30 protein-coding genes are annotated in these 25,626 nt (G+C 70.6%); 11 read left to right on the top strand and 19 right to left on the bottom strand.

The window, feature by feature from the left end:
- Positions 1-58: 58 nt before the first annotated feature.
- Entirely contained in the window at positions 59-1,060 is a 1,002-nt protein-coding gene (locus tag ACFO9I_RS02480; protein WP_379177452.1) for a 4-hydroxy-3-methylbut-2-enyl diphosphate reductase, read from the top strand.
- Here the strand turns inward: ACFO9I_RS02480 and ACFO9I_RS02475 are convergent.
- A complete protein-coding gene (locus ACFO9I_RS02475) occupies positions 1,002-1,421 on the bottom strand; it encodes a GtrA family protein (RefSeq protein WP_379177450.1) in 420 nt (139 codons plus the stop codon). The two genes, ACFO9I_RS02480 and ACFO9I_RS02475, sit on opposite strands and share 59 nt — an antisense overlap.
- A 5-nt stretch (positions 1,422-1,426) precedes the next feature.
- Positions 1,427-2,398: a glycosyltransferase family 2 protein gene (locus ACFO9I_RS02470; RefSeq protein ID WP_379177448.1), complete on the bottom strand. Its 972-nt coding sequence runs from the start codon at positions 2,396-2,398 to the stop codon at positions 1,427-1,429.
- A 190-nt stretch (positions 2,399-2,588) separates the two neighbouring features.
- Between ACFO9I_RS02470 and ACFO9I_RS02465 the strand changes: the two genes are divergently transcribed.
- Positions 2,589-3,212, top strand: a complete 624-nt coding sequence (locus ACFO9I_RS02465; RefSeq protein WP_379177446.1) for an L-threonylcarbamoyladenylate synthase — start codon at positions 2,589-2,591, stop codon at positions 3,210-3,212.
- Here the strand turns inward: ACFO9I_RS02465 and ACFO9I_RS02460 are convergent.
- Together ACFO9I_RS02460 and ACFO9I_RS02455 are read right to left on the bottom strand one after the other, a co-directional pair.
- Positions 3,158-3,610, bottom strand: coding sequence for a DUF6542 domain-containing protein (locus ACFO9I_RS02460; protein WP_379177444.1), 453 nt, complete (start codon positions 3,608-3,610; stop codon positions 3,158-3,160). The genes ACFO9I_RS02465 and ACFO9I_RS02460 overlap by 55 nt on opposite strands.
- Before the next feature lie 10 nt (positions 3,611-3,620).
- Positions 3,621-4,715 carry a DNA recombination protein RmuC gene (locus ACFO9I_RS02455; protein WP_379177442.1) on the bottom strand — a complete coding sequence of 365 codons (1,095 nt, stop codon included), beginning with the start codon at positions 4,713-4,715 and terminating at the stop codon, positions 3,621-3,623.
- Positions 4,716-4,786: 71 nt separating this feature from the next.
- Here ACFO9I_RS02455 and ACFO9I_RS02450 point away from each other — a divergent pair, with 71 nt between their 5' ends.
- Positions 4,787-6,001, top strand: coding sequence for a hypothetical protein (locus ACFO9I_RS02450; RefSeq protein WP_379177440.1), 1,215 nt, complete (start codon positions 4,787-4,789; stop codon positions 5,999-6,001).
- Positions 6,002-6,019: 18 nt separating this feature from the next.
- Here ACFO9I_RS02450 and ACFO9I_RS02445 read toward each other — a convergent pair whose 3' ends face one another.
- The 6 genes from ACFO9I_RS02445 to ACFO9I_RS02420 are packed head-to-tail and all read right to left on the bottom strand — an operon-like array spanning position 6,020 to position 12,042.
- The gene (locus tag ACFO9I_RS02445) at positions 6,020-6,736 is read right to left on the bottom strand and encodes a class I SAM-dependent methyltransferase (protein ID WP_379177438.1); all 717 of its coding nucleotides are present in this window, start codon (positions 6,734-6,736) and stop codon (positions 6,020-6,022) included.
- Entirely contained in the window at positions 6,733-7,929 is a 1,197-nt protein-coding gene (rffA, locus tag ACFO9I_RS02440; RefSeq protein WP_379177436.1) for a dTDP-4-amino-4,6-dideoxygalactose transaminase, read from the bottom strand. The genes ACFO9I_RS02445 and rffA overlap by 4 nt, the downstream gene beginning before the upstream one ends.
- A 15-nt stretch (positions 7,930-7,944) precedes the next feature.
- Entirely contained in the window at positions 7,945-8,691 is a 747-nt protein-coding gene (locus ACFO9I_RS02435) for a sulfotransferase (RefSeq protein ID WP_379177434.1), read from the bottom strand.
- Positions 8,688-9,683, bottom strand: coding sequence for a glycosyltransferase family 2 protein (locus ACFO9I_RS02430; protein WP_379177432.1), 996 nt, complete (start codon positions 9,681-9,683; stop codon positions 8,688-8,690). The genes ACFO9I_RS02435 and ACFO9I_RS02430 overlap by 4 nt, the downstream gene beginning before the upstream one ends.
- 32 nt (positions 9,684-9,715) lie before the next feature.
- Positions 9,716-11,242 carry an ArnT family glycosyltransferase gene (locus ACFO9I_RS02425; RefSeq protein WP_379177430.1) on the bottom strand — a complete coding sequence of 509 codons (1,527 nt, stop codon included), beginning with the start codon at positions 11,240-11,242 and terminating at the stop codon, positions 9,716-9,718.
- 11 nt (positions 11,243-11,253) lie between these two features.
- On the bottom strand, positions 11,254-12,042 hold the full coding sequence (locus ACFO9I_RS02420) for an exodeoxyribonuclease III (protein ID WP_379177428.1): 789 nt from the start codon (positions 12,040-12,042) through the stop codon (positions 11,254-11,256).
- Between the two features lie 72 nt (positions 12,043-12,114).
- On the opposite strand from ACFO9I_RS02420, the gene ACFO9I_RS02415 reads away from it, so the two are divergent.
- Complete coding sequence (locus ACFO9I_RS02415; RefSeq protein WP_379177426.1) at positions 12,115-13,023, top strand: glutaminase; 909 nt, start codon at positions 12,115-12,117, stop codon at positions 13,021-13,023.
- A 13-nt stretch (positions 13,024-13,036) separates the two neighbouring features.
- On the opposite strand, the gene ACFO9I_RS02410 is transcribed toward ACFO9I_RS02415, so the two are convergent.
- Positions 13,037-14,221 carry a cysteine desulfurase-like protein gene (locus tag ACFO9I_RS02410; RefSeq protein ID WP_379177424.1) on the bottom strand — a complete coding sequence of 395 codons (1,185 nt, stop codon included), beginning with the start codon at positions 14,219-14,221 and terminating at the stop codon, positions 13,037-13,039.
- Between the two features lie 295 nt (positions 14,222-14,516).
- Here ACFO9I_RS02410 and ACFO9I_RS02405 point away from each other — a divergent pair, with 295 nt between their 5' ends.
- The 4 genes from ACFO9I_RS02405 to ACFO9I_RS02390 all read left to right on the top strand — a co-directional run bounded on the left by ACFO9I_RS02405 (position 14,517) and on the right by ACFO9I_RS02390 (position 17,876).
- The gene (locus ACFO9I_RS02405; RefSeq protein ID WP_379177422.1) at positions 14,517-14,843 is read left to right on the top strand and encodes a TraR/DksA family transcriptional regulator; all 327 of its coding nucleotides are present in this window, start codon (positions 14,517-14,519) and stop codon (positions 14,841-14,843) included.
- 149 nt (positions 14,844-14,992) lie between these two features.
- A complete protein-coding gene (ychF, locus tag ACFO9I_RS02400) occupies positions 14,993-16,069 on the top strand; it encodes a redox-regulated ATPase YchF (protein ID WP_379177420.1) in 1,077 nt (358 codons plus the stop codon).
- A 159-nt stretch (positions 16,070-16,228) separates the two neighbouring features.
- Entirely contained in the window at positions 16,229-17,110 is an 882-nt protein-coding gene (locus tag ACFO9I_RS02395) for a hypothetical protein (protein ID WP_379177418.1), read from the top strand.
- 40 nt (positions 17,111-17,150) lie between these two features.
- Complete coding sequence (locus ACFO9I_RS02390) at positions 17,151-17,876, top strand: HIRAN domain-containing protein (protein WP_379177416.1); 726 nt, start codon at positions 17,151-17,153, stop codon at positions 17,874-17,876.
- A gap of 9 nt (positions 17,877-17,885) precedes the next feature.
- On the opposite strand, the gene ACFO9I_RS02385 is transcribed toward ACFO9I_RS02390, so the two are convergent.
- The 3 genes from ACFO9I_RS02385 to ACFO9I_RS02375 all read right to left on the bottom strand — a co-directional run bounded on the left by ACFO9I_RS02385 (position 17,886) and on the right by ACFO9I_RS02375 (position 20,137).
- On the bottom strand, positions 17,886-19,010 hold the full coding sequence (locus tag ACFO9I_RS02385) for a tyrosine-type recombinase/integrase (RefSeq protein WP_379177414.1): 1,125 nt from the start codon (positions 19,008-19,010) through the stop codon (positions 17,886-17,888).
- Between the two features lie 57 nt (positions 19,011-19,067).
- Positions 19,068-19,691, bottom strand: coding sequence for a hypothetical protein (locus ACFO9I_RS02380; RefSeq protein ID WP_379177412.1), 624 nt, complete (start codon positions 19,689-19,691; stop codon positions 19,068-19,070).
- A gap of 260 nt (positions 19,692-19,951) precedes the next feature.
- The gene (locus tag ACFO9I_RS02375; protein ID WP_379177410.1) at positions 19,952-20,137 is read right to left on the bottom strand and encodes a helix-turn-helix transcriptional regulator; all 186 of its coding nucleotides are present in this window, start codon (positions 20,135-20,137) and stop codon (positions 19,952-19,954) included.
- A gap of 143 nt (positions 20,138-20,280) precedes the next feature.
- On the opposite strand from ACFO9I_RS02375, the gene ACFO9I_RS02370 reads away from it, so the two are divergent.
- Positions 20,281-20,946, top strand: a complete 666-nt coding sequence (locus ACFO9I_RS02370; RefSeq protein WP_379177408.1) for a recombinase family protein — start codon at positions 20,281-20,283, stop codon at positions 20,944-20,946.
- 108 nt (positions 20,947-21,054) lie between these two features.
- Here the strand turns inward: ACFO9I_RS02370 and ACFO9I_RS02365 are convergent, their stop codons facing one another.
- Positions 21,055-22,056, bottom strand: a complete 1,002-nt coding sequence (locus tag ACFO9I_RS02365) for an HNH endonuclease (RefSeq protein WP_379177406.1) — start codon at positions 22,054-22,056, stop codon at positions 21,055-21,057.
- 361 nt (positions 22,057-22,417) lie between these two features.
- On the opposite strand from ACFO9I_RS02365, the gene ACFO9I_RS02360 reads away from it, so the two are divergent.
- Complete coding sequence (locus ACFO9I_RS02360; RefSeq protein WP_379177404.1) at positions 22,418-23,089, top strand: hypothetical protein; 672 nt, start codon at positions 22,418-22,420, stop codon at positions 23,087-23,089.
- 113 nt (positions 23,090-23,202) lie between these two features.
- Here the strand turns inward: ACFO9I_RS02360 and ACFO9I_RS02355 are convergent, their stop codons facing one another.
- On the bottom strand, positions 23,203-23,346 hold the full coding sequence (locus ACFO9I_RS02355) for a hypothetical protein (RefSeq protein WP_379177402.1): 144 nt from the start codon (positions 23,344-23,346) through the stop codon (positions 23,203-23,205).
- A gap of 317 nt (positions 23,347-23,663) precedes the next feature.
- Between ACFO9I_RS02355 and ACFO9I_RS02350 the strand changes: the two genes are divergently transcribed.
- The gene (locus ACFO9I_RS02350; RefSeq protein WP_379177400.1) at positions 23,664-24,371 is read left to right on the top strand and encodes a hypothetical protein; all 708 of its coding nucleotides are present in this window, start codon (positions 23,664-23,666) and stop codon (positions 24,369-24,371) included.
- Positions 24,372-24,915: 544 nt separating this feature from the next.
- Here the strand turns inward: ACFO9I_RS02350 and ACFO9I_RS02345 are convergent.
- From ACFO9I_RS02345 to ACFO9I_RS02335, 3 genes are all read right to left on the bottom strand, one after another.
- Positions 24,916-25,053 carry a hypothetical protein gene (locus tag ACFO9I_RS02345; RefSeq protein WP_379177398.1) on the bottom strand — a complete coding sequence of 46 codons (138 nt, stop codon included), beginning with the start codon at positions 25,051-25,053 and terminating at the stop codon, positions 24,916-24,918.
- A 33-nt stretch (positions 25,054-25,086) separates the two neighbouring features.
- The gene (locus ACFO9I_RS02340; protein ID WP_379177396.1) at positions 25,087-25,245 is read right to left on the bottom strand and encodes a hypothetical protein; all 159 of its coding nucleotides are present in this window, start codon (positions 25,243-25,245) and stop codon (positions 25,087-25,089) included.
- A 186-nt stretch (positions 25,246-25,431) separates the two neighbouring features.
- Positions 25,432-25,626 (bottom strand): SpoIIE family protein phosphatase (locus ACFO9I_RS02335; protein ID WP_379177394.1); only part of this gene is annotated, 195 nt, incomplete at its 5' end.

Below are 25,626 nucleotides of genomic sequence, written 5' to 3'. Positions count from 1 at the left end.
CCGCCGACGGGGCGGCGCCGACGTGAGCTCCCGCGCGCCGATCCGTAGACTCGGGCCCATGACCACCGACCTGGGCAACCCGCCGATCCTGTCCCCGGACGACGCGGAGCGTGCCGTCCTGCTGGCGGCGCCGCGTGGCTACTGCGCCGGCGTCGACCGCGCGGTGGTGACCGTCGAGAAGGCTCTGGACCTGTACGGCGCCCCCGTCTACGTGCGCAAGCAGATCGTCCACAACAAGCACGTCGTGTCGAACCTCGAGTCGCGCGGCGCGATCTTCGTCGAGGAGCTCGCCGAGGTTCCCGAGGGCGCCACGGTCGTGTTCTCGGCGCACGGCGTCTCCCCGGAGGTGCACCGCCAGGCCGAGGAGCGCTCGCTGAAGACCATCGACGCCACCTGTCCGCTGGTGACCAAGGTCCACCACGAGGCGAAGCGGTTCGCGAACGAGGACTACGACATCCTGCTGATCGGCCACGCTGGTCACGAGGAGGTCGAGGGCACCGCCGGCGAGGCGCCCGAGCACATCCAGCTGGTCCAGGGCCCCGAGGACGTGCCCGGCATCGTCGTCCGCGACCCCGCCCGGGTCTCCTGGCTCTCCCAGACGACGCTCTCGGTCGACGAGACCCTCGAGACCGTCGCCGCGATCCGCGAGCGCTTCCCGCTGCTGCTCGACCCGCCGAGCGACGACATCTGCTACGCCACCCAGAACCGCCAGCTGGCGGTCAAGGAGATCGCCCGCGACGCCGACCTGGTGATCGTGGTCGGCTCCGGAAACTCCTCCAACTCGGTGCGCCTGGTCGAGGTGGCCCTCGAGGCCGGCGCACGGTCGGCGTACCGCGTCGACGACGCCTCCGAGATCGACGAGGCCTGGCTGGAGGGGGTCGGCACCGTGAGCGTGACCTCCGGCGCCAGCGTCCCCGAGGAGCTGGTGGAGGGGGTCCTGGAGTTCCTGGCCGAGCGCGGCTACCCCGACGCCCAGGCCGTGCACAGCGCCGAGGAGTCCCTCATCTTCGCGCTCCCGAAGGAGCTGCGTCGCGACCTGAAGGCCGCCGGCCGGTCCTGACGTCGCGCCACACCACGTGGCGGCAGAGCAGGTAGTTCCCGACGACGCACGTGCCGGTCGCGAGCACCTTCGCCCCCAGCACGCCCGTCGGCGCGGACAGCTCTGCGATCAGCGTCGGCTGCACGACCCAGAGCACCGTCCCGGTGGTGGCCACGAAGCGCAGAGCCTGGCCGGCGTCCAGCCGGTCCCGGCCGAAGGTGAAGCGGCCGTTGGCCACGAAGCTGGTCGCCATGCCGGCGCCGGTGCTGACCAGGTTGGCGAGCGCCAGGCCCAGGGGGCCGTGCAGCAGCGCGAAGAGGCCGAGGTCGATCCCGGTGTTGACCACCCCGACCGCCGCGAACCGCAGCCGCCGGCTCCGCATCCTGCTCAGGACGGGTCCCCGCCGCGCGCGCTGAGGGCGAGCGAGTACAGCGGACGGTCCTGCGCCTCGACGTACACACGCCCGACGTAGCCGCCGATCACCCCCATCATGGTCAGCTGCATCCCGCTGAGCAGGAACATCGCGACGGCGAGGAACGCCCACCCCGGCACGGCCTGCTCCGGCACGAACAGCCGCACCCACAGCACGTACGCCGCGCCGAGCACGCTCACCGCCGAGATCGCGATGCCGAGACGGGAGATCAGCCGCAGCGGCAGGGTGGAGAAGCCGAGGATCCCGCTGGTGGCGAAGGCCAGCATCCGGCGCAGGGGGTAGCCAGTGGCGCCGGCGTGCCGCGCGTCGCGGTCGAAGAGCACGGCCTCCTGGCGGAACCCGACGTGCGCGACGATGCCGCGCAGGAAGCGGTCGTGCTCGCGGTAGCGGACCACCTCGGCCACCACCCGGCGGTCCATCAGCCGGAAGTCGCCGACGTTGCGGGGGATCTCGATGGACGCGAGCCGGGCGAGCAGCCAGTAGAAGACGTACGCAGTGGCGCGCTTGAAGACCCCGTCCCGGCGGGTGCGCCGCTGGGCGTAGACGACGTCCACGCCCTTCTCCCAGACCCGGACCAGCTCCATGCTCACCCGCGGCGGGTCCTGGAGGTCGGTGTCCATCACGACGACCGCGTCCGCGTGCGTGGCCGCGTCGAGCCCCGCCGTCACCGCCACCTGGTGGCCGAAGTTCCGCGAAAGCGCCAGCACGGTCACCCGCGGGTCGGCGTGCCGCAGCTCGAGCAGCCGGTCCAGCGAGTCGTCGCGGCTGCCGTCGTCGACGTACACGAACTCGAACCGCAGGTCGGGTCGCTCCCCGGTGGCGGCCACCAGCTCCCGGTGGAACGCGGCGACGTTCTCCGCCTCGTTGTAGACGGGGAGCACGTAGGTGACCAGGCGGTCGGGGTCGTCGGTGCGGTCGGGGCTCATGGGTCCCTTGGTAGGAGCCGAGGCTGCGGCTTTCCTGTGAGAGCCCCCAGAGCCCCGCATGAGGGATAGTCCGGCACGTTCTCGTCGTCTCGTCGTGCTGGTCGCGGGGGTGACGACCGAAACGTGCCGGACCATCCGTGGGAACGTGCCGGACTATCCATCGCGGAGCGACCACCTAGACTCGACGACCGTGGCCCGCTTCGTCGACATCCATCCGGTCAACCCGCAGCCGCGCCTGCTCGAGCAGGTGGCGGACGCGCTGCGTGACGGGGCGCTGATCGCCTACCCGACGGACTCGGGGTACGCCCTGGGCTGTGCGCTCGGCAACCGGGACGGGCGGGACCGCATCCTGCGGATCCGGGGGCTCGACGACAAGCACCACTTCACGCTGATGTGCCGCGACTTCGCCCAGCTCGGCCAGTTCGTGCACGTCGAGAACGCCGCGTTCCGGGCGATCAAGGCCGCGACGCCCGGGCCGTACACCTTCATCCTGCCCGCCACCGGTGAGGTGCCGCGCCGGCTGATGCACCCGAAGAAGCGGACCGTGGGCGTGCGCATCCCCGAGCACGTGTTCGTGCACGAGCTGCTCGGCGTGCTGGGGGAGCCGCTGCTGACCAGCACGCTGATCCTGCCCGGCGAGGAGGAGCCGCGCACGATCGGCTGGGAGGTCAAGGAGGAGCTCGACCACGAGGTGGACCTCGTCGTCGAGGCGGGGGAGACCCCGGCGGAGCCGACCACGGTGGTCGACTGGTCGGAGGGCTATCCCGAGGTGGTACGCCGCGGGGCCGGCGACCCGGACCGGTTCGCGGCCTGATCCTGCTGGGCCATCCGCTCACGCATCGCCAGGCAGCCCAGGCAGAGCAGGTAGCCCACGACCAGCGCGACGCTGTGGTGGGAGAGCCCGGAGACGACCGCCTGGACCACGCCGTCGCCCCGGTCGGCGATGGCGTCCGGGCGGGTGAGGCCGAGCAGCGTGAAGACGCCGACCATGATCAGCGGGGGCAGCACCCCGACGGTGAAGAAGTCGGTGGGCCGGACGGTCAGCGCCAGCGCGACGCAGAGGGTGACGAAGCAGAGGTCGAAGAAGAGGCTGACCCGGCCGACGACGGCCATGTCGATCACCACGGCGGTGAGCGCGACCGCGGCGCCGAGAGCCACGACCTGACGGCCCGGCTCCCGACCTTCTTCCCACAGCGTGCGCGCGTGGCTCACTGAACCAACCTCACAGGGCCACCGTATTCTCGCCGTCCTCCCCGTCGCTCGCGGCGCGCCGGTCGCGGTGGTCGGTGATCCGGGGCAGGTCGGCGCCGGTCAGCGCCCCCAGCGAGCGGGTGGTGGACTCCACCTGGCGGGGGGCGGGCAGCTCGTCGTCGGTGACCGCGAGGTCCTGGAACCGCCGCGCGGAGACCAGCACCCGCGACTCCAGCGAGCCCACCGCCTGGTTGTAGTGGCCGACCGCGGCGTTCAGCGACCGGCCCACCTGGTCGAGGTGGCCGCTCAGGCTGCCGAGCCGGCCGTGCAGCTCGCGGCCGAGCCGGTGGATCTCCCGGGCCTGGTCGGCCAGCACCTCGTGGCTCCAGCCGTGGGCGACCGTGCGCAGCAGCGCGATCAGCGTGGTGGGGGTGGCGAGGACCACCTGGCGGGCGGCGGCGTACTCGATCAGCTGGGGGTCGTTCTCCAGCGCGGCCGCGAGGAACGACTCCGCGGGCACGAACATCACCACGAACTCGGGCGTCTCCTCCAGCGAGCGCCAGTAGGCCTTGGAGGAGAGCTGGTCGACGTGGGTGCGCAGCTGGCGGACGTGCCGGGCCAGGTGGGCGGCGCGCTCGTCCTCGTCGTCGACCGAGGTGGCGTCGAGGTAGGCGTCGAGGGGCACCTTCGCGTCGACCACGACCTGGCGGCGCCCGACGAGGTGGACGACGAGGTCGGGGCGCAGGGCGCCGTCGGCCAGGCGGACCTGCTCGCTGAAGTCGCAGCGGTCGACCAGCCCGGCCAGCTCGACCGCGCGGCGCAGGTGCAGCTCGCCCCAACGGCCGCGCACCTGCGGCTTGCGCAGCGCCGTCGACAGGGCGTGGGTCTCGCGCTTGAGGTCGGAGACGTGCTGGTGGAACTGGCCCTGCCACGCGGCCCGTTGCCGGTCGAGGTCGTGCATCTGGTCGCTGAGCCGGTCCAGCCCCTGCATCACCTCGGCCTGGTCGACCATCCCCTGGCCGACGGCCTGCACGTGGGTGGGCCGCGAGCGCGCCCACAGCAGCCCGACGAGGCAGCCCAGGGCGAGCCCGACCAGCAGGGTGACCAGTGACGCCAGCATCTCCATGGCGCCAGCATGGACGAGGCCGCCGACAACCGGTGGGTGGGCCCGGGGCACGTCGGGCACAATGCGTCCCGATGCCCGCCCGTCGTCGTCCCTCGCCGCTCGTCCTGGGGTCCGCGACCAGCGGGCTCCTGGCCTACGTGTTCTTCGCGCTGGTCACCCACGCCCTCGGCAGCCGGGCCGCGGCACCCGTGTCGGTGCTGTGGAGCTGGTGGTCCTTCGCCGGCGCGGCGCTGACGTTCCCGGTCCAGCACTGGGTGGCGCGGACGGTCGCCGCCCGCGGCGGCGAGGCGGCCGTACGCCGTTCGCTGCCTGCGCTCGCCCGGGCGACGGTGCTCCTCGCGCTGGTCGTCACCGTCGTCGCCTGGCTGGCCCGGGCCCGGCTGTTCCACGACGACGGCGTGGCGTTCGCCCTGCTCGCCGGGCTGGTCACGCTGGGCGCCGGGCTGACCGGGCTGGTGCGCGGCGTGCTCAGCGCCCGGCACCGGTTCGGTGCGGTGGCCGCCGCGCTGGTGGCGGAGAACCTGGTGCGGGCGCTCGCCGCGGCCGTCCTGCTCGCCGCCGGGGTCACCGACCCGGTCGCCTACGGCCTCTGCCTGATCGCCGGCTACGTCGTCAACGCGTGGTGGCCCTCGGCGCTGCACCCGCGCCGGACGGGGGAGCCGGCCGGCGCGGACGGCCTGCTGGCCTCGGTGGGCGGCACCGGCGCCGCCCAGCTGGTCGCCCAGGCGGTGCTGACCGGCTCCCCGGTCGTGCTGGCCGCCGCGGGGGGCGCTCCGGCCGAGGTCACGGCCCTGTTCGCCGGGCTGGCGCTGTTCCGCGCGCCCTACACGCTGCTGCTGGGAGCGGTTGCTCCGCTCACCGGGAGGCTGACCGCGCTCGCCACCACCGGGCGAGCCGGCGAGCTCGACCGGCTGCGCGACCGGATGCTGGTCGCCGCGGTGGTGTCCGCGGCAGCCGCGGGCGCCCTGGGCTGGCTGCTCGGCCCCTGGAGCGTCCGGCTGGTGTTCGGCGCCGACGTGACGCTCGCCCGCGCTACCGCCGTACCCGTCGCCGTCGGCAGCGCCCTGGCCATGGCCAACCTCCTGCTCACGCTGCTGGTCATCGCCCGCGGCAGGGTGCTGCACCTGCTGCGCTCCTGGCTCCTCGCCCTGCTCCCAGGCGCGGCGCTGCTCCTCGTCACCGGTGCAGGCAGCACCGCCACCGCTGCCGCCTTCGCGGTGGTCGAGGCGGCCGCCCTCGTCCTGCTGGCCGCCTCGGACAGGTACGCCGCCCGGCCCGCGCGCTGACTACGGCCCGCGCGCTGACTACGGCTTGCGCGCCGCCACGAACACCGACGAGCCGAAGGGCAGGTCCCGGCGTCGCAGCACCCTCGCCTCGACGCCGCACAGCCCCATCAGCGCCCGGTCGGTGCGGGCCGAGGTCCGCGGCAGCCGGTCCGCGTCCCCCGACGGGCGGCGGATCCGGCGGCTGAGCCGCTCGGCCGCGAAGAGGGGGAACACCGCGGCGAAGCCGTGGGTGCTCCTCAGCACCTCGAGGCCGGCGGCGCGCACCGCCCGCTCGATGCGGGCCCGGGTGTAGCGGCGGTGGTGCCCGGCGCGCACGTCGTGGTCGGACCACGCCCACGCGTAGGCAGGCACCGACAGCAGCAGCCGGCCACCGGGGGCGAGCACCCGCGCCAGCTCGCCCACCGCGACCGACTCCGGCTCGCAGTGCTCGACCACGTCGAAGGCGCCGACCACGTCGAAGCTGCCGTCGGCGAACGGCAGCGCCAGCGCCGACGCCTGCACCCCGGTCCCGGCGGTGAGCCCCCGCGGATCGAGGTCGACGGTCGCGACCAGTTCGCTGCCGGCCATCCAGCCGACGCTGGGCCCGTCGGCGCTGCCGACGTCGAGGACCCGTCGGGGCTCGCCGAGGTGGGGCCCGAGCGCGGCCCGCAGCAGCTCGGCCCGGGCGCGGTACCACCAGTAGCCGGGCTGCTCGATGGAGGCGGAGCCGCTGGTGGCCGGGGCGGGAGCCGTCATGTGCCGGACACGAAGCGCACGAGGGCCTCGGAGACCCGCTCGACGTCCGCGCGCGTGAGGTGGTTGTGGAAGGGCAGCCGGAGCAGCCGCTCGCTCACGTCGGTGGTCACCGGGCAGTCCGGCGGCTCGGCACCGGCGTACGCCGTGAACTGCCGGCCGCCGTCGGAGTCGTGCAGCGGCACGTAGTGGAACGCGGCGCCGATGCCCTGCGCGGAGAGCTCCTTGATCGCGCGGAAGCGGGCGTCCGCGTCCGGGAGCAGCACATGGAAGAGGTGGTACGCCGGCTCGCAGTGGTCCGGCACCACCGGCAGCCGCATCCCCAGCGCCTCCGCGTGCGGTCCGAGGGCCTCGAGGTAACCCTCGAACACCGCCCGCCGCCGGGCCTGGATCGAGGCCCGGACCTCGAGCTGCCCGAGGAGGTGCGCCGCCAGCGTGTCGGACAGGCCGAAGGAGGAGCCGATGTCGCGCCAGGAGTACTTGTCCACCAGCCCCTGGAAGAACGCCTTGCGGTCGGTGCCCTTGTCGTGGAGCACCCAGGCCCGGCGCTGGTCGTCGGGGTCGTTGAGCAGCAGCGCGCCGCCCTCGCCGCAGACGATGTTCTTGGTCTGGTGGAAGCTCAGGGTGGCGAAGCGGCCCAGGCTGCCCAGCGGCCTTCCCCGCCAGCGGCCGAAGAGCGCGTGCGCGGCGTCCTCGACGATGGCCACGTCCGGCCGGTCCTTGAGCACCTCGTGCAGCCCGTCGAGGTCGCAGGCGATGCCGGCGTAGTGCACGACGACCACGGCCCGCACCGAGTCGTCGAGCAGCTCGGCGACGTGCCGCGGGTCGGGACCCAGGGTCTCGGGCTCGATGTCGCAGAACTTGATCCGTGCGCCCTCCCTCACGAAGGCCAGCGCCGAGGTGACGAACGTGAAGGACGGCACGATGACCGTGTCGCCGGGCCGCAGGTCCAGCAGCAGCGCGCTGAGCTCGAGGGCGGCGGTGCACGACGTCGTCAGCAGGGCCTCGTGCGCGCCGGTCTCGGCCGTCAGGATGTCGGAGACCCGGGCGGAGTACGGGCCCGAGGACTGGGTGCGGCCGCTGGTGATCGAGGCGGTCACGTGGGCGAGCTCGTCACCCTCGGGCCGCACCTCGTTGAAGGCGATCTCGGGCAGGGGCGCCCCTGACGTCGCGGTCGTCGTTGTCTCGGAGCTCACTGTCCCGTCCGTTCGTCAGTCCGCCGTGGGCCACGGCAGCGCGCGTCCGACCAGGTCGACCAGGGCCCGGTCGCTGTCCTGGTAGTACCCACGAAGCCGTGCGGTCAGTCCCGGGTCGAGCTCGGGAGCGTGCTGGCTGGTCCCGTTGACCGCCGGGCCGGGGGTCGCACCGCGTGCCGGATCGAGGCCGAGCCGCTCCAGCAGCCGGGCCCGGGCCTTCTCCTCGGTGGTCAGCTCCTCGAGGAACGCGACGGTCACGTCGTCGCGGAACCGCTCGAGCCACGGGGCGAGGTAGTCGGCGTACCGCCCGCGCTCGAGGTAGGCGTAGGGCGACACCGAGGTCTGCCCCGGTGTCCACGCCAGGGGGCCGGCGAGGTTCAGCTCCAGCACCTCGGCCAGCGGCCGGTCCTCCAGCCCGTTCTCGGTGCTGAACGCCCAGTGGGACTGGGCCCGACGGACCGGGTCGCGCAGCACGGCCAGCACCAGCGGGTCACCCAGCACGGCGGCGGCGCGGTCGGCGGCCTCGGCGTACTCGAGGTAGCTCGTGCTCTTCTCGCCGAGCAGCTGCTCGCCCGAGGCGTGGCCGAAGAAGGTGCGGACGTACCACTCCCGCCCGCGCGCTGCGTCGGTCCCGGAGAGGAAGACCTTGGGCTCGGGCCGCGCGGGCCTGGCCATCGCCACGTCCGGGTGGGCGGCGAGGAGGTCGTGCACCCAGGTGGTGCCGCAGCGCTGGGCACCGATGACCAGCAGGTGCCTGGTCACCCGTCCACCCGGGTCTGCACGTGGTAGGTGTCCTGGGCGCTCACGGCGTTGAGCGTGCGGACGACGTACTCGCCGACCATGGAGAGCAGCGCGATCGTGAAGCCGTTGAGGATGGAGAGCAGCACGACCGTGGTGGTCCAGCCCTGCACCTCGGTGTGGCCGAGCAGCCCGGACACGAGGTAGAAGGCGCCCAGCAGGAAGCTCACCGCCGAGATGCCGAAGCCGACCAGGGCGGCCAGCCGCAGCGGGTAGGAGGAGTAGGAGAACAGGATCGTCAGCACCAGCCGGAGGATCCGCGCGAGGTTGTAGTTGCTGCTGCCGACGGTGCGGGGCTCGTGCCGCACGGTGACGTTCCCGGGGTTGCGCGAGTAGAGCAGCGCCTGCCCGGTGATGTAGGGGTGGGCGGTCCGGGAGGCGCAGATCCGGTCGACCACGTCGCGGTGCAGGATGCGGTAGTTGGTGACCTCGAGGCCGGCGGGCTGGTGGAAGACCCGGCGGTTGATCGCGCCGATGAGCTGCGTGCCCAGCCGACGGTGGCCCGCCGCCTGCTTGCGCTCGAACTTCCCGAAGACCACGTCGTGGCCCTCGAGCGCCTTGTCGATGAGCAGGAGGGCCTGGTCGGGCGGGTTCTGCAGGTCGTCGTCCATGGTGATGACGTAGTCGCCCGTCGCCTCGCGCAGGCCGGCGAGGTTCGCGTGGTGCTGGCCGTAGTTGCGCAGCAGGTCCAGCGCGACCACCTGGGGGTGCGCGCGCGCCTTGGCCGCGATGACCTCCCAGCTGCCGTCCCGGCTGCCGTCGTTGACGAGGATGACCTCGTGGTCCAGACCTGCGCGGGTGAAGGTCTCGACGACCCGGTCGACCGTGGCGCCCACGACGCCCTCGCTGTTGAAGACCGGGATCACCACGGAGTAGCGGAAGGCGGCGCGGTCGGGCGCCCCGACGGGGCGGGGGTCCGGCTCGGCCGGGGGCACGGGCAGCGCTGCGGCGTCCACGCTGTCATCGTGCCATCCCCGCCCGAGCGGGATCAGTCCCGCAGGACCCGCCGCAGCTCCTCGACGCGGTCGGGGCCGACCTCGGGACGCACGTACCAGTCCCACTCCGGCGACTCGCCGACGAGGACGAAGTCGCGCTGCAGCACGCCCTCCAGCCAGCTGCGGTGGCCCGACTCGGTGCCGACCGCGAGCAGCTCGGGCGCCCGGCGGGCGACCCAGCGGGCGTAGCCCTCCCGACCGCCGGGCCAGACGTCGTCGAGGTAGCCGGTCAGGCCGTTGCCGAACAGCTGGAACCGCGTGGGGTTGCGCTGGTGGGCGAGCACCAGCGCCGGCGGCGCCTCCAGCGACATGATCCGCGCGTCGGGCAGCACGCGCTGGACCGCCTCGACGTCGCGCCGCTGCTCGTCGAGGTCGTGGTTGCGGGTGGTCACGGCGTACGTCGTGGTGATCACGACCGAGACCACCGCCCACACGGCGACCAGGGCCACCAGGGCCGGGCGGGGCAGCAGCCGGCCCAGCAGCGGGGCCAGGCCACCGATGCCGACCATCACGACCGGGAAGACGAAGAAGCAGTCCGGCCAGCCGTTGTAGGCCTTGAGCGACCACAGCGCGCCCACGATGGCCAGCACGCCCATGCCGACCAGGGCCGCGGCCCGCGGGTCATGGCGCAGGGCGGACCGGACCGAGGCCAGCGCCTGCAGGACCACGGCGACCAGCCCGCCGATCAGCAGCCAGGTCGTCCAGCCGTAGATCTCCTTGGTGGCCTCCCAGATGATCCGCGGCTCGGTCATCAGCGACACCTGCTCGGTGTAGCGGGCGTTGACCAGCACGAAGTCGTCTATGAAGAACTTCAGGTCCCCGACGACCGCGTAGGCCGCCACGACGGCGAGCAACGGGGCCAGGCCCCCGACGGCGATCCGGACGAGCGAGCCCAGCCGCCGCTCGGCCTGGAGGAGCGCGGCCACTGCGGCCCCCGCGCCGAGTGCGAAGAACGCCGGCTGCCAGGTGAGGGTGGCCAGCGCGATGCAGAAGCCGGCCGTCGCCCAGCGACGGTGCACCACGGCGAGCAGCGCGAGTGCGCAGAAGAGCACCAGCGGTGTCTTCTCGCGGGGACCGTAGGTCGCGTAGATGACGAAGCCCCGGACGCTCAGCAACGCCGCCGCCGCGACCACGCCGGTGGCGCGGGAGCGGAAGACGTCGCGCGCGAGCAGGTAGGTCACCACCACGCAGGCGACCGCGATCAGCAGGAAGAACACCCGCATGCCGAGCACGTCGTCCACGCCGACGAGGCGGGCGACCCACGCGCCGATCCCGGGGAGGAAGTGGGCCAGCGGTCCGGCGCGGTTGACGATGGCGACGTACGGCGGCACGCCCTCGGCGACCTGCTGGCCGCCGTAGGCGTAGACACCGAGGTCGCGGGTCAGCCCGCCGTCGAAGCCGTGCGTGACGTAGACGGCCAGCGCCACGACGGCCGTGAGCGGAACCAGCGGGTCCAGCCCGCGCAGCCGGGACCGGGGCGACAGCGCCGGACGGGGCTCGGTCAGGGGGCTGGCGGACACGGTCGCGCTCCTCAGTCGAGGTCGACCACGACGGGGGCGTGGTCCGACGCGCCCGTCCCGGCCCGCTCGTCGCGGTCGATGAACGCACCGGTCACCCGCTTCGCGAGGGAGGGGGACCCGAGGACGAAGTCGATGCGCAGGCCGCGGTTCCGCTCGAACCGCTGCCGGTAGTAGTCCCAGTACGTGTAGACGTCCGGTCCCGGTGCGTGCGGGCGCACGACGTCGACGTACCCGTCGTCGAGGAACGCCCGGAACGCCGCGCGCTCCGGCGGCGTCACGTGGGTGGACTTGGCGAACTGCGCCATGTCGAAGACGTCCTCGTCGAGCGGTGCGATGTTCCAGTCGCCGACCAGCGCGGTGTCGTCGCCGAGCCAGTCGCCGGCGGCCTCGCGCAGCCGCGCCAGCCAGTCGAGCTTGTAGACGTAGTGGGGGTCGTCGACCTTGCGTCCGTTCGGCACGTAGAGCGACCAGACGCGGACGCCGCCGCAGACGGCCCCGATCGCGCGCGCCTCGGCCGTCAGCGGGCCCTCCGCGTCCTTGGCGAAGCCGGGCATCCCGTCGAACCCGACGTGCACGTCCTCCAGCCCGACCCGGCTCACGATCGCGACGCCGTTCCACTGGCTGGTGCCTGCGGCAGCGACGTCGTACCCCAGCGACTGCAGGCCCATCAGCGGCAGCTGGTCCTCGCGGGCCTTGGTCTCCTGCAGGGCCAGCACGTCGACGTCGTGGCGCTGCAGGAACGCCTCGACACGGTCGATGCGGGAGCGGAGGGAGTTGACGTTCCAGGTGGCGATGCGCACGCGTGCAACCTAACGGGCCGCCCGTGGGCCGGCACCTCCGGCCGGGGCCCCGGGCGCGGCACAATCGCGGCCATGGACATCGCTGGCGTGCTCGACGAGATCCGCGACGAGGTGGCGCCGCACGTGGGTGCGGGTGCCGTCGCCGACTACATCCCCGGCCTGGCGTCGGTCGATCCGGACCAGTTCGGGATGGCGGTGGCGATGAACGACGGCACCGTGCACGCGACCGGCGCGGGCGACGTGGCCTTCTCGGTGCAGAGCATCTCCAAGGTGTTCAGCCTCGCGCTCGTGATGGAGCGCGACGACCGGATCTGGGAGCGGGTGTGGCGCGAGCCGTCCGGCAACCCGTTCAACTCGCTGCTCCAGCTCGACCAGGAGCAGGGCCGCCCGCGCAACCCGTTCATCAACGCCGGCGCGCTCGTGGTCACCGACCGGCTGCACGGCCTGACCGGCGACGCGCGGGCGGCGATGGGCGCGCTGGTGCGGACCGAGAGCGGCAACGCGGAGATCGACGCCGACCCGGAGGTGGCGCGCTCGGAGAGCGAGCGCGGGCACCGGATCGCGGCGATGGCCCACCTCCTGGCGAGCTACGACAACCTGGAGACGAGCGTCGAGGAGGTCCTCGAGCAGTACTTCTGGCAGTGCGCGCTGTCGATGACCTGCCGCGAGGTCGCCCTCGCCGCGTCGCTGCTGGCCCGCAACGGTGTCCGGGCCGACGGCACCCGGATGCTCACCCTGAGCCAGACCAAGCGGATCAACGCGGTGATGCTGACCTGCGGGACCTACGACGCCGCCGGGGAGTTCGCCTACCGCGTGGGGCTGCCGGCCAAGAGCGGCGTCGGCGGCGGCATCCTCGCGGTCGTCCCCGACCGCTGCACGATCTGCGTGTGGAGCCCGGCGCTGAGCCCGTCCGGGAACTCCGCGGCGGGGCTGGCGGCCCTCGACCTGTTCACGACCCGCACCGGCTGGTCGGTGTTCTGACCGACGGTCCGCTTCAGACCAGCTCGGCGACGCCCGCCACCAGCCGGTCGACCTCGTCCGCGGAGGTGTACGGCGCGATGCCGGCGCGGACCGCCCCGTCGTCGCCCAGGCCGGCGTGCCGGGACGCCTCGATCGCGTAGAAGTGGCTGGCCGGGGCGTTCACGCCCAGCTTGGCCAGGTGCTCGTGGACCTCGCGGCCGGTGCGGCCGGCGACGGAGAACAGTGCGGTCGGCGTACGCCGGGCCGGTCGCCCGTGGAGCGTCACGCCGTCGAGGGCGCCGAGCCCCGCGAGCAGCTGTGCGAGGAGCCGGTCCTCGTGCTCCTCCACCGACGTCATCGACTCCAGGACGCGGGTGCGCCGGTCGGTCGCCTCGCTGTCGAGGCCGGCGATGAAGTCGACCGCGGCGGTGACGCCGGCGAGCAGCTCGTAGGGGAGGGTGCCGAGCTCGAAGCGCTCCGGCACGGCGTTCGTCGACGGCAGCAGCTTGTCGGGGTGCAGCGTCTCGAGGAGCTCCGGGGACGCGGCCAGGACACCGTTGTGCGGGCCGAAGAACTTGTACGGCGAGCAGGCGACCAGGTCCGCGCCCAGCGCCGCCTTGTCCACGGGCGCGTGGGCCGTGAGGTGCACGGCGTCGACGTACACGAGCGCCCCCGCGTCGTGGGCAGCCCGGGCGATCGCGGGCACGTCGGGGCGGGTCCCGAACAGGTTGGACGCACCCGTCACCGCGACCAGCCGGGTCCGGTCCGAGAGCAGGGGCGTGACGTCGTCGAGCTCGGCCGTCTCCGGGTCGAAGCCCAGCCAGCGGACCGTCGCGCCGGCCCGCTCCGCGGCGATCACCCAGGGCCGGATGTTGGCGTCGTGGTCGAGCCGGGTGACGACGACCTCGTCGCCGGGTCCCCAGCCCTGCGCGAGGGTCCGCGCCATGTCGAAGGTCAGCTGCGTCATCGAGCGGCCGAAGACGACCCCGCCCGGGTCGGCTCCGAGCAGGTCCGCCATCGCCGCGCGGGCGGCCACGGTGACGTCCTCGGCCCGCCGCTCGGCATCGGTGACGGACCCCCGGTTGGCGAGCCCGGCGGTGAGCGTGGCGGCGACCGCCTGCGCGACCGGGGTCGGGGTCTGCGAGCCGCCGGGGCCGTCGAAGTGGGCGACCCCGTGCTCGAGGGCGGGGAACTGGGCGCGAATGCGTGCGGTGTCCACGCCCCGATGGTTGCATCCCCGGCCACGAGCCGCCCGGCGCCGCGGCCTGACTCGTGGTGGGACGGTGAGGCAGCCACCGTCTCGGTGGTGGGATCGGTGGCCGGCTCACCGTCGGCGCTCGGGTCGGCGTGGGGCGGTGAGGAGGCCACCGTTTCGGTGGTGGGATCGGTGGCCAGCTCACCGCCGGCGCTCGGGTCGGCGTGGGGCGGTGAGGCAGCCACCGTTTCGGTGGTGGGATCGGTGGCCAGCTCACCGCCGCGACCGCGCCCTTGCGTGCGCGAGAGATGCTGGACCGATGGACACCGTGCGCACGACGCTGCTCGAGAAGCTGGCCGAGCTGGACGAGCAGATGGCCCGGCTCGAGGAGCCCCCGGGGGAGCGCGGCGAGATCTCGTTCGGCAAGCGGGTCGGCGAGGGCACCGCGATGGCGGTCGACCGGCTCTCCCAGGTCGCGGTGCACGACAAGCTCCAGGTGACGAGGGCCGACGTGGAGCGGGCGCTGGCCAAGCTGGACGAGGGCACCTACGGCACCTGTGACGCCTGCGGAGGCCCGATCGCCGAGGGACGCCTGGAGGCGCTGCCGTGGGCCACGTTGTGCGTGGAGGACGCAGCGCGCCGCTGACGCCGGCCGCGGGAGCACTGATTCGGGCGACCGCCGTACGCGCCGACACGGGACTTTGTCCGGCCTCTCTCCTCCGCCTCGCCAGCGCTCGCGCTGGACGACGCTCGCGATGTCCGGAGTCGTGAGGTCGCCCCGTAGACTCGCCGCCCGTGGCACTCACCATCGGCATCGTCGGTCTCCCCAACGCGGGCAAGTCGACCCTCTTCAACGCCCTGACCAAGAACGACGTCCTCGCGGCGAACTACCCGTTCGCGACGATCGAGCCGAACGTCGGGGTCGTGGGCGTCCCGGACGACCGGCTGGCGAGGCTCGCCGAGGTCTTCGGGAGCGCGAAGGTGCTGCCCGCGACCGTCGAGTTCGTCGACATCGCCGGCATCGTGCGTGGTGCGTCGGAGGGCGAGGGCCTGGGCAACAAGTTCCTCTCCCACATCCGCGAGTCCGCCGCGATCTGCCAGGTGACCCGGGTGTTCCGCGACGAGGACGTCACCCACGTCGACGGCGAGGTCAACCCCGGCAACGACATCTCCACGATCCAGACCGAGCTGATCCTCGCCGACCTGCAGACGGTCGAGAAGGCGATCCCGCGGCTGGAGAAGGAGGCCAAGGGCAAGAAGGAGCTGGCCCCCGTGGTCGCGGCCGCGAAGGAGGCCCTGGGCCACCTCGAGGCAGGTACGCCGATCATCGCGACGTCGGTGGACCGCTCCCTGATCCGCGAGCTCTCGCTGCTCACCGCCAAGCCCTTCATCTACGTCTTCAACTGCGACGCCGACGAGCTGGGCGACGAGGAGCTGAAGCAGAAGATGCGCGACCTGGTCGCGCCGTCCGAGGCGATCTTCCTCGACGCGAAGTTCGAGGCCGAGCTGGTCGAGCTCGGTGACGACGACGAGGCGCGCGAGATGCTCGCGGAGATGGGCGTCGACGAGCCCGGCCTCGAGGTGCTGGCCCGGGTCGGCTTCGACACCCTGGGGCTGCAGACCTACCTCACCGCCGGTCCCAAGGAGACCCGCGCCTGGACGATCCCGAAGGGTGCGACCGCGCCCGAGGCCGCCGGCGTGATCCACACCGACTTCCAGCGCGGCTTCATCAAGGCCGAGATCGTGTCCTTCGACGACCTGATGGCCGCGGGCTCCATGCAGAAGGCCAAGGAGGCCGGCAAGGTTCGCATGGAGGGCAAGGACTACGTCATGGCCGACGGTGACGTGGTGGAGTTCCGTTTCAACGTGTGAGCAACGACGTTTGCGCAGGTCGGAGCGCTGGAATTGGTGACAGGTCCGCACGCAGTCCGCACCTCCGCTGCGAGTGGGGAGTCCTGCGTCCCGATCGAGGTGGCTCGTCAGGCATCTGTGTCGCACGTCGTGCGAGCTACCTGGGTCTAGGGTGTCGCGGTGCCCGAGCAGTTTGAGATCTTGGACGTTTCCGATTGGCCGCTGGAATCGGTCGAGCCCGGCGGGAGCGAGCCGAATCACTGGCTTTGGACTCCTGCCGGCGGCAGGGTGCTCTTCAAGCCTGTAGTCGCCAGGGACGGTCGCCGGCAAGGTGAGGACTGGGCCGAGAAGATCGTCGAACAGTTAGCCGGCGCGATAGGAGTGCCCGCGGCCCGCATCGATATGGCCGTACGCGACGGCAAGTCAGGCCTAGTCTCGGCGGACCTTGCACCCGAAGGATGGGAGTTGCAAGCGGGAGCCGTGTTGATCGGAGCGATCGATTCGCGCCTGACAGCGAAGGCTCGCAACCGACTCGGTCACAACCTCACGAACATGCACGCAGTGCTCAGCGGGCTGCCCGCGACCGCCCCTGGGATGTCGAGCTTCACGGCCTATGACCAAGTGTGCGGCTATCTGATGCTCGATGCTTGGGTGGCGAATCCGGACCGGCACGAGGCGAACTGGGGTGTGCTTCAAAGCCCCGAGGGCGAGGTGACCTTGGCGGGCTCGTTCGACCATGGCAACAGCCTCGGCTTCAATCTGACAGAACAGCGGTACCAGTCTCTCCTGGCGAAGCCGAGGGGTGTGGAGGAATGGGCTGCCAGGGGCTATGCCGTTCGCTTCGAGGACCGCAGGAGCACGCCACTGGTCGATCTAGTCAGCGAGGCGTTTGGGCTCGCGTCCCCTGGAACCGGCTCCTACTGGAAGGAGCGGCTTGCGGCAGTGTCGGAGGCTAATTGTGAACTTGTGATCAGCCGAACGCCGGTGATGTCGGCGGCTTGCCGTACGTTCTGCCTACGATTACTGAGCATCAACAAGAGGAGGCTGCTCGATGGGGACTAGTGCGTCTGTCGCGACGGCTGGCGTGGCGGGTTCGTCCTCGATGAACGAGACCCGCCTACTCGTGTGTTGGCAGGAGCCGGTGACCCGTAGCTACCACGCCGTCGCGGTCCTGACATGCAGCCAGGGCGAGTTTCTGTTCGCGTACTTGGATCAGGCGAAGGAACTTGCCGGTTTCCGCCCCTTGCTGGGCTTCTCGGATCTCGATTCGGTCTACCGCGCGCCCGGTCTGTTTCCTCTCTTCAGCGAACGTGTGCTTGACCCGTCTCGGCCCGACCGTCCCACGATGTTGGATGCGCTAGCGCTTGGCGAAGAGGCCGGCCCGCTCGAGTTCTTGGCCCGCTCTGGTGGACGTCGAGGCGGTGACACCTTGGAGGTGTTGCCGATTCCATTCGTCGGCGCTGCAGGCGAGACCAATTGCACGTTCTTGGTTCACGGCGTCCGATATCAGGCCGGCGCGGAGGACGCGCTTTCGCGCCTATCTGCCGGTGATGAGCTCTGTTTGGTTCGCGAGCCGGCTAACCCGAAGGATCCCAAAGCACTGTTGGTTGCTCGGGACGAGACACCGCTTGGGTGGGTTCCGAATCCACTTCTCGGTTACGCCCACGCTGTACTTTCAGTTGGCGATCCCAGCGTCCGCGTCGTCAGGGTTAATGGTCCGGAGTTCGGTCATCACATGCGCCTGCTGGTAGAGCTCACGGGCACGCTACCGACCGACTACGCAGCGCCATGGGATAGTTGCCTTGCCAGGTTGGCCGTCGATCGATAGAAGTGCGCCTCAGGCCCCAATGACCGGTTCCGCTGTTAAGACGTTCGTGGAAGCCGCGAAGAGTTCTTCCGCCGCGGCACGGGTCTTGTCTTCGGCGGTGGGCCAAAGATGGGCGTAGGTCTGCAGCGTGGTCGAGGCTGAAGCGTGGCCCAAAGCCCGCTGAACGGTGACCACGTCGCATCCTGCCGCGATGAGTCCGCTCGCGTAGAAGTGGCGCAGGTGATGCAGTGTGAAGCCCGAAAGGCCAGCCGCCTTCACCGTCTCACGCCACCTATGACCAATGGTGTTCTGGTGCGGCGGGGTTGATGGCTGCGAACCCGTGAAGAGCCAGTCAGTTCCGCTGGCCCCGAGCGCCTGCACGTGTTCTGCCAAGAGGTCCAACAGTGATGGCGGCGCGAAAACGTGGCGCTCGCTGCTGTACTTCGGCAGCGATAGTTGGACGGCTCCACCCTCTCCCCTCTGGACCTGTCTGTTGACCGTGATCTTGCGCGCAAGGAAGTCCACGTCGCCCACCTGGAGAGCAGCTGCTTCACCGAGTCGCAACCCAGCGAAGGCACACAGCGCCACGAACGGCCGGAACGGTGACGGGGCGTGCTCGAGAAGCGCGCCCACCTGTGCGGGAGAAGGGATGGCCATGGTCGCACTTGCCCGTCGTCGGCGGGGGAGGCGGACGCCGTCGCTTGGATCTGTCGCGATGAGTCGATCAGCGACGGCGGCGCATAGCACCGCTCGCACGTTGTTGACACGGGTGTGGATGGTCCCGGCAGCTAGCGGCCGCTTGAATGGGCTGCTGCCCATTTCCATGGACTTGATCCATTGCTCGACGTGAGACCGCCGAATGCGCCCCAAGGGCATGTCGCCAAACGTCACTGAAGACGCTGCGAGATCCATAGCCCGACGAGTCGTGGAGGCCCAGATCTGGTTCTGTGACCAGTCGGCGTAGAAGCCGGCAAAGGAGGCCCGACCAGCGCCTGGATCGACATAGTTCCCGGTGACGCGAGCGGCCGTGATCTCGGACAACCAGCGTTCGGCGTCTATCTTCCGGTCGAAGTGCCGCGCATGCTCTCTCCCGGAAGCGTCTCGGTAACGAGCTCGCCACTTGTTGCTCGGCCGCTTTGCGATGTTCCCCCGCATGAGACTCCTGAGACGTGTTGATTCGAAGAGTGGCTCGGATCATCACAGCCTGCACCGTCAGACAGCACCGGCCACTAGGTATCGCTTGTGGAGGCCCGCGCGACGCCTGGCCAGTCGCTCCGCCTCGCGCCGCCCGCCCAGAGGTTCACGGTTGCGTCCGTCGCGCCAGAAATCGCGCGACGAGGCGACCAACCTTCCACCGTTCAGTTCGAGATACACCTTGGCCGCCGGCGGCATCTCCTCGGTCGAGTGGCGCTCCTCATCGAGGACCATCTTGAGGCCGTAAGTGAGCTTTGGGTCGGGGCCATTGGGCACCCTTGCAGCCTCGAGCCAGATGTCGGTGCCCATGCCGGCCATCACGGCGGCGTCTTGCACGTCGCTTGGGTCCAGCGGGGTGCCGTGGATCCACAGGTGTGAATGATTCCCAGTTCCGTTGGGGTTGGGCTCCACACTCGCGGCGTAGGCGAACTGCCGACCGCTGGTGCGCAGTCGTCGGGTGAACCCCTTCATTCGCGTTCGTATGTCCTGGTGGTCGCGCCCCACCAGGGACAGACGGAGGAAGTACTCGGGAGCTGCAAGGGCCAGTGCGTGAGCGATGTTGAGCGCTCGCGGGATGATGCAGATCGGACAGCTGGCCTTGCCGCACTGACCCGTAAACAACGAACCGGTCTCTCGATCCAACAGCTTCACCTTGGATCGAGGACACCCCGGGAGACTGTGGTGCTGAGAGGCGTGGGTTCGGCGCCCGCGAACACGAACGGCGCGCTGGTCGTGTTCCAGAGGACCATATGAAGCAAGAAGGTCTGAACTCTGTTGAGAGGCGCACAGTCGTGGTGCCGCTGCAAGCCTGGTGTGGTTGTTGGGGGGTGCCTTCGCGTGCGCGCGCGAGTAGGCGTCGTCATTCATGACTGAGTGAACCTTTCGTTCCGGGGGCAGCCGTCTCAGTTCGCTGACTCAGTGGCGAGCTCTTCGAGCCAGCGATCAACCTCCGTTGCTGGGTACAGAACCCGACGACCAACCTTGAATCCGCTCGGACCCCGGCCGACGTGGCGCCAGTACCGAACTGTCTCGGGACTTGTCCGGCACCGTTCGGCTACCTCTGCGGTCGTGAGAAGGGCATGAAGCACGGTGACTCCTGTTGGATGTAGTGGGTGGTCACTAGTCCTAATCCCGGCCGGACCCGCCCGGTTACTGTCGTCGCTGTATCAATTCGCCGGGCGTAACACGGTTTCTATGTACGAGAAGGGACCCCTTCTCGTACAACTCAGCCATGACGACTGCCCACAACACCGAGATTCGAGCCATCGCCTACGTGCGTGTCAGCACTGACGAGCAGGCAACGGAGGGGGCCAGCCTGGAAGCCCAGCGAACAGCCCTCGAGTTGGAGGGGGCACGCAGGGGTTGGCGGGTGGACGTCATCGCTGACGGCGGTGTCAGCGCCAAGTCCCTCAATCGACCCGGACTTCAGGAGGCCCTTGACCGCCTCGACGCTGGAGATGCGGACGCCCTCATGGCGGTCAGACTCGACCGCGTCTCCAGATCGGTCGCCGACTTCGCCGGCCTACTAAACCGCGCCAAGAAGCGACGCTGGCGACTGGTGCTCCTCAACCCGAACCTCGACACCGAGGATGCAGCCGGCAAGTTCACTGCGCACGTGCTCGCGGCGGCGGCAGAGTACGAGCGCGATCTGATCGGGATCCGGACAAGGGAGGGCATGGCGCAGCGGCGTGCCGAGGGGGTACACGTCGGCCGACCTCCGTCACTGCCGATGGCGACGGTTGATCGCATCGTTCGCGAGCGACTCGCGGGCCACTCACTCAGGGCCATTGCTGAAAGGCTCACCGCTGACGCTGTCCCGACGGCCAGAGGTGGTTTGACCTGGCGCGCCTCCAGTGTTCACGGAGTGCTGGCATCTACCCGTGTCCGGGCGCACTGACCTTGCCTCACCCGTTTCCGAGCTGCACCAGGGGCTGCTCTGCCAGCGCACCGGAAGCACCGCAGACAGCCGCACAGCGCTGACTATGGCTCTGCGAACTGCCATCGGTCAGGCGTCGCTTACGGCGTGACCCAGCACTTCGTTCTCCGCGAGTCGGGCCCCCTTGCGCACGTTGCAGATCCAGTGAGCCAACTGCGTGTTAGCCCGCGAGTGGTGACCGTTCGCCGCCAGTGGGATTACGTGGTCGAGACTCCGAGACATGGGGTCGGGCCAGGCGAGGGCGCGGTCTACCGGCCTCGCGCAGAGGGCGCAGACCCAGCCGTCGCGCTCGTAGACCTCAAGCGGGTCGAACCGCTCGGCCGTCGCCGCCAGTTCGCGCATCCGGCGTACATGCCTGGCGAGCGACGACGACTCGCGCTTGCGTCGCTCGCTCAGTGCCTCCCGCTCGGGCGTCCACCAGCCCGGCTTGTAGGGCGAGTCCACCGGGGCGGCAACGACCGCTTCCCACTGGTACTCGCGCCCGTCCTCGGTGCAGGCTGAAACGGACTCGAGATGCCAGCGGCACTTCACGTCGCCGATCGAGAACGTTTCGTCGTAGGACAACTCGCTGTCGGGTCCCGCGTAGAGCAGGCACAGGCGAGTGAGGTTTCCGTCAGCGTCTGCGCCCCACATCGCGCGATGCCCCGTGGTGGACTCGACGGCGATCAGCACGTGGTCCGGCCACCAGTTGGGCCAGACCTCCTCGCTCTCGCGGTGAACGAGCGAGTACCCGACCAGCACGCCGTGGCGCTCCACCAGGTCGCCGGCGATCACGCCGAATCCCTCCCACTCGAAAGGAGGCGTCTGGTCCTCGCGCGTGACGAAGTAGCGAGGTCCGCTCTTGCGGGGGTTGGCGAGTGGAGTCGCAGCCGTGACCTCCCGACCGTGCATGTCGGTGTCAGCGCCTCCACGCATTCGGCGGTTGAACTGGCGGCTGAGATTGCTGTTGCAGCGTGGGCCGCAGACGTGCCGGTCGCGGTGCTTCCAGTGGGCAGCGGGCGGGACCGGTTCACCGCACTTCACACAAGGTTCCCCGCCCTTGGCGCGGCCTTCGGGGTGCAGCAGCAACATGTCGCGCCACTCCCAGTACGCGTGCCCGTCCGCCACATCAGCCCCCGTTAGATCGTGTCAGCTTCGCGTCACCGTAGTCGGGTCCCGACCCCGGCATGGCTCTTTCGTTTGTCCAAATCGTAGGTCTCCCGCACCGAACGGGGGAGAGGCCTGGTCGCTCGTTCGTCCACACTCGGCGGGAACGGCGCATAGCGCCGTGAACGGCTCTGCGTCGTCCCGTGATCGTTCGGTGTCTCGTGAGACGCTATGCGCCGACAATTCGAGCGAGGGGGACGAGGGTGGCGATGCTCTTCGAGGAGGACTCGGGGTTCTGGCCGCGGCACAACAAGGTCAGTTCGTTCAAGCCGGTCCACATGATCCCGTGACCAGCATCCTGACCACGGCGGGGACGGCGCTGGCCGTAACCGCCTCCGCTGTTGGCGTCATCGTGGGGGTCGAGCAACTGACGCTGCGCGCTCGCCTCCGTAAGACGATCGAGTCCGCCAAAACTCTCGCGGAACCCGAGGAGGGCGAGCGTGCGGTCGTCCTCAAGTCGATCCACGACGTTGCCGTTGCGCGGCTCATCGCCGGGTGGCTCGTGCCCGGCTGGAGATTCGCGGAGGCCATCGTGTGGCTCATCGGTGCACCCATCGCGCTCGGGGTGACGGTTTGGCACGACGGCCTCAAGAAGGACACCTTGCTGTTCGCTGGCGTCGTCCTTGTGTCGCTGGCGCTCTCGAACAGGAGGGGGCTGCGCCTCCTGTTCGAGCGGCAGCGGATCGCTCACGAGTACCTCGGTAGCCGGAAGGTAGGACCGCCGAGGATCGAACTCATGCACCAATTGGAGGGCGGCACTCGCAAGGAGTTCTTGTTCGGCGCGATGGGCAGCCTTGGCGCGACTCTGCTCGCGCTTGGGGCAGGGGCACTCGCGCACGATCCCGAGCACGGCTGGCCGGTGGTGCTTCTGATCCTGGGGGTGTTCTCCCTGGGCGGGCCTTGGGAGTCCCTGCGCGCCGGCGCGGTTCGTCCCATCGAGGACCCGGTCACCGCATGACGAACACGGGGACCTGGCTGCCGGACGACTCGGTAGCCGGAACGTCTCGAGGACCCGGTCACCGCATGACGAACACGGGGACCTGGCTGCCGGACGACTCGGCAGCCGGAACGTCAGTCGGGCGGGAACCGGCCGCTGTCCCGGCCGCGGGGCGGGGTGGCGAGCGCCTCGTCCGCCGCGGCGGCCAACCGGGCGCGTGACGTGACGCGGCCGGCCCGGTCCAGGGCGGCGAGCAGGCGGTCGAGGTCAGCGGTCACGGGTGCCTCCTGAGGGAGCGGACGGTAGGGGCGGAAGGCCCGCCCTGGGGCGTGCGGGCGGCCGGGCCGTCCACCGTCTGGCCAGAAGGTGAACGACGACACCCCGATCCACCACGTCTACGTCCGGGAGCACCGGCTCACAAGCGGCTGATCGCGGCCGCCTATCCCGACCACTACGCCAGCCACGAGGGGCCGATCATGTTTTGCGACGCTCGCGCCTGCCGCGCGGCGTGGGCCGCCGCCTGAGCGCCCTCAGCCGCGCACGGCGGCGGAGGCCTTAGCCTCTGATCCGGGCCACGGACGGGAGCAAAGGGGCAATGGGGCTACAGAGAACGCACCGCACGTACAAGCACGAGCGCTTCGGCCCGGTCCGGCTCGGCCCACAGGACCTTCGCGACCTCGCGGAGATCTTCGCTGACCTGGACTCCAAAGTGGACCTCGCGCTGCCGCAGTTCCGGACCAAGTTCCACCTGGCGGAGCACGAGACGGACAGCATCGAAGACGTGCTCGCCTTCGAGGACGCGGACACCATCCCCTCGCTGCACATTCTGTCCGGGCAACTCCGCCTTTCCTTCCAAGCGTCGGATTCCGGCACGCTCCTCACCAAGCCGTTCGCCCCGGAGGCGGCCGCTGACCAACAGGCGGTCGAGGACGCGGCCGAGAAACTGCGCCAGATAATCCGGGCGCGGCAGTTGACGGGGCTGGCCTCACTCAGGCAGCGCGGCCCCGGCAAGCTGCTGCTTGCCGCCCTGTTCGCCCTCCCTGCGCTGTTGCTGGTGGGCGGGCAGCCCGTGATGGACCTTTGGCTCACGAGCACGGCGAGCCAAGCGGTCGTGGCGGGCCTTGTGTGGCTCTGCGTCCTTCTGCTGGTCCTCTTATCCGCCCCCTCGAAGGGCCTGATAAGACTGCGCGGGCGGGAACTGCCTTGGTGGGAGCGCCGTCAGGGGTTGATCGCCCTGCTCGGTTTGGTGGTGACCGTGGTCATCCCCTTCGTGATCTTCGGCCTGGAGGGCGGGCAGAAGTAGCTCGCGGCGGCACCGGGTCATGACGAGTCACACCCCACCGGGACGAGCCGCACCCGAAGAAACTGCACCCGGTGGCGATGAGGCTCGCGCGTGCGGACGCGGCGGCGTACGAGCCGTGACGACGCTTCCGTCACGCGCCAGGGCCAGTCGACCGCGAACGGGTCGGCGCCGTTGCGGTTCGCGCGAATCCCGGCCCAAGAAGACAGTCCCGTCCGCGAGGCACAGGTGGATCGTGGAGGAGATGGACGTGACGTGGGCGGCGTGGTCGTCGGCGGCTCGACTGCCGAGGGGCCTCGGACAAGTTCGGCATGCGCAAGCGGCAGGCCCTATCCGGCCGGAGCGTCTGGTCCGCATTGAGTCCGCACGACAGCCATCCTCGATACGCGTTGGCTCAACGAGTTCAACTCGTTTCTGCAGGTCAGAGGACATACGTCAACGGTGGCCAACGCTCACTCACGCGCTGGCGACGTTCCGCTTCAACGTGTAGGTCGAAGCATCACCGCAGGCCACGGGCAGCTCCGCCGGATCTGGTCCGCAGGGAGTGCTACGTCGTGGCCTTGAGGAAGCGGAACGTCAGGCCGATGGCGATGAGAGCCAGGACGATGAGAACGGCCATGACCGGATGCCGCCGTACCCAGTGACTCAGGGCGTCGTGCTCCTCGGACGTCTTGCTGCGACTCATGGGCCCAGACACTAGAGGCCACTCGCTCGCTGGTCAGGTCTCTGTGGCGGGAAGGCGCCAGGTCTTGTCGATGAGGGCCGGGGTGGGTCCGTGGAGCCGGAACGGGCGCGGGACCTCGCGCAGGAACGTCTGGGTGTCACGGTCGTGGACGGTGGCCGCCCAGTACTGGGTGACGCGGGCATCAGGGGGCACGCGGAGGCGACACGACCAGGACGACGACGTGCCCATCGACGAGGTGTACGTCGGTCACGGCCACCTGGGCGACGCGAACCTCTGCGAGGTGGCGCGACGGTTCGCGCCCTGACGGGGCGACGCCGGCCGGTGGCCGCACGCGGCGCGCCGCTCGCGGCTCGCCAGCCAGGTCCGGACCGTGCCCGCTCACCGGTCCCGGCGCAGCACCAGCATGGTGGCGTCGTCGTCCTCCTTCGGGTCCCGACACTCCTCAATCAGGCGGGTGCACAGCTCCGTGGCACCGAGCTGGCCACCGGACAGCGCGACCAGCCGCGCCAAGCCGCGGTCGACGTCCTCGTCACGGCGCTCGACCAGGCCGTCGGAGTACACCACCAGCATGCC

Source organism: Nocardioides sp. GCM10023255, from assembly GCF_042653125.1.
In the GTDB taxonomy this organism is placed as follows: Bacteria; Actinomycetota; Actinomycetes; order Propionibacteriales; family Nocardioidaceae; genus Nocardioides.
The sequence above is the reverse complement of the archived record's forward strand: the minus strand, read 5'-3'. Positions and strand labels throughout refer to the sequence as shown.

Coding starts and splice junctions, on each gene's coding strand:
- ACFO9I_RS02480 (WP_379177452.1), top strand. CDS start 59: ATGACCACCGACCTGGGCAACCCGCCGATCCTGTCCCCGGACGACGCG.
- ACFO9I_RS02475 (WP_379177450.1), bottom strand. CDS start 1,421: ATGCGGAGCCGGCGGCTGCGGTTCGCGGCGGTCGGGGTGGTCAACACC.
- ACFO9I_RS02470 (WP_379177448.1), bottom strand. CDS start 2,398: ATGAGCCCCGACCGCACCGACGACCCCGACCGCCTGGTCACCTACGTG.
- ACFO9I_RS02455 (WP_379177442.1), bottom strand. CDS start 4,715: ATGGAGATGCTGGCGTCACTGGTCACCCTGCTGGTCGGGCTCGCCCTG.
- ACFO9I_RS02450 (WP_379177440.1), top strand. CDS start 4,787: ATGCCCGCCCGTCGTCGTCCCTCGCCGCTCGTCCTGGGGTCCGCGACC.
- ACFO9I_RS02445 (WP_379177438.1), bottom strand. CDS start 6,736: ATGACGGCTCCCGCCCCGGCCACCAGCGGCTCCGCCTCCATCGAGCAG.
- ACFO9I_RS02415 (WP_379177426.1), top strand. CDS start 12,115: ATGGACATCGCTGGCGTGCTCGACGAGATCCGCGACGAGGTGGCGCCG.
- ACFO9I_RS02405 (WP_379177422.1), top strand. CDS start 14,517: ATGGACACCGTGCGCACGACGCTGCTCGAGAAGCTGGCCGAGCTGGAC.
- ACFO9I_RS02390 (WP_379177416.1), top strand. CDS start 17,151: ATGAACGAGACCCGCCTACTCGTGTGTTGGCAGGAGCCGGTGACCCGT.
- ACFO9I_RS02385 (WP_379177414.1), bottom strand. CDS start 19,010: ATGCGGGGGAACATCGCAAAGCGGCCGAGCAACAAGTGGCGAGCTCGT.
- ACFO9I_RS02370 (WP_379177408.1), top strand. CDS start 20,281: ATGACGACTGCCCACAACACCGAGATTCGAGCCATCGCCTACGTGCGT.
- ACFO9I_RS02365 (WP_379177406.1), bottom strand. CDS start 22,056: ATGTTGCTGCTGCACCCCGAAGGCCGCGCCAAGGGCGGGGAACCTTGT.
- ACFO9I_RS02350 (WP_379177400.1), top strand. CDS start 23,664: ATGGGGCTACAGAGAACGCACCGCACGTACAAGCACGAGCGCTTCGGC.
- ACFO9I_RS02345 (WP_379177398.1), bottom strand. CDS start 25,053: ATGAGTCGCAGCAAGACGTCCGAGGAGCACGACGCCCTGAGTCACTGG.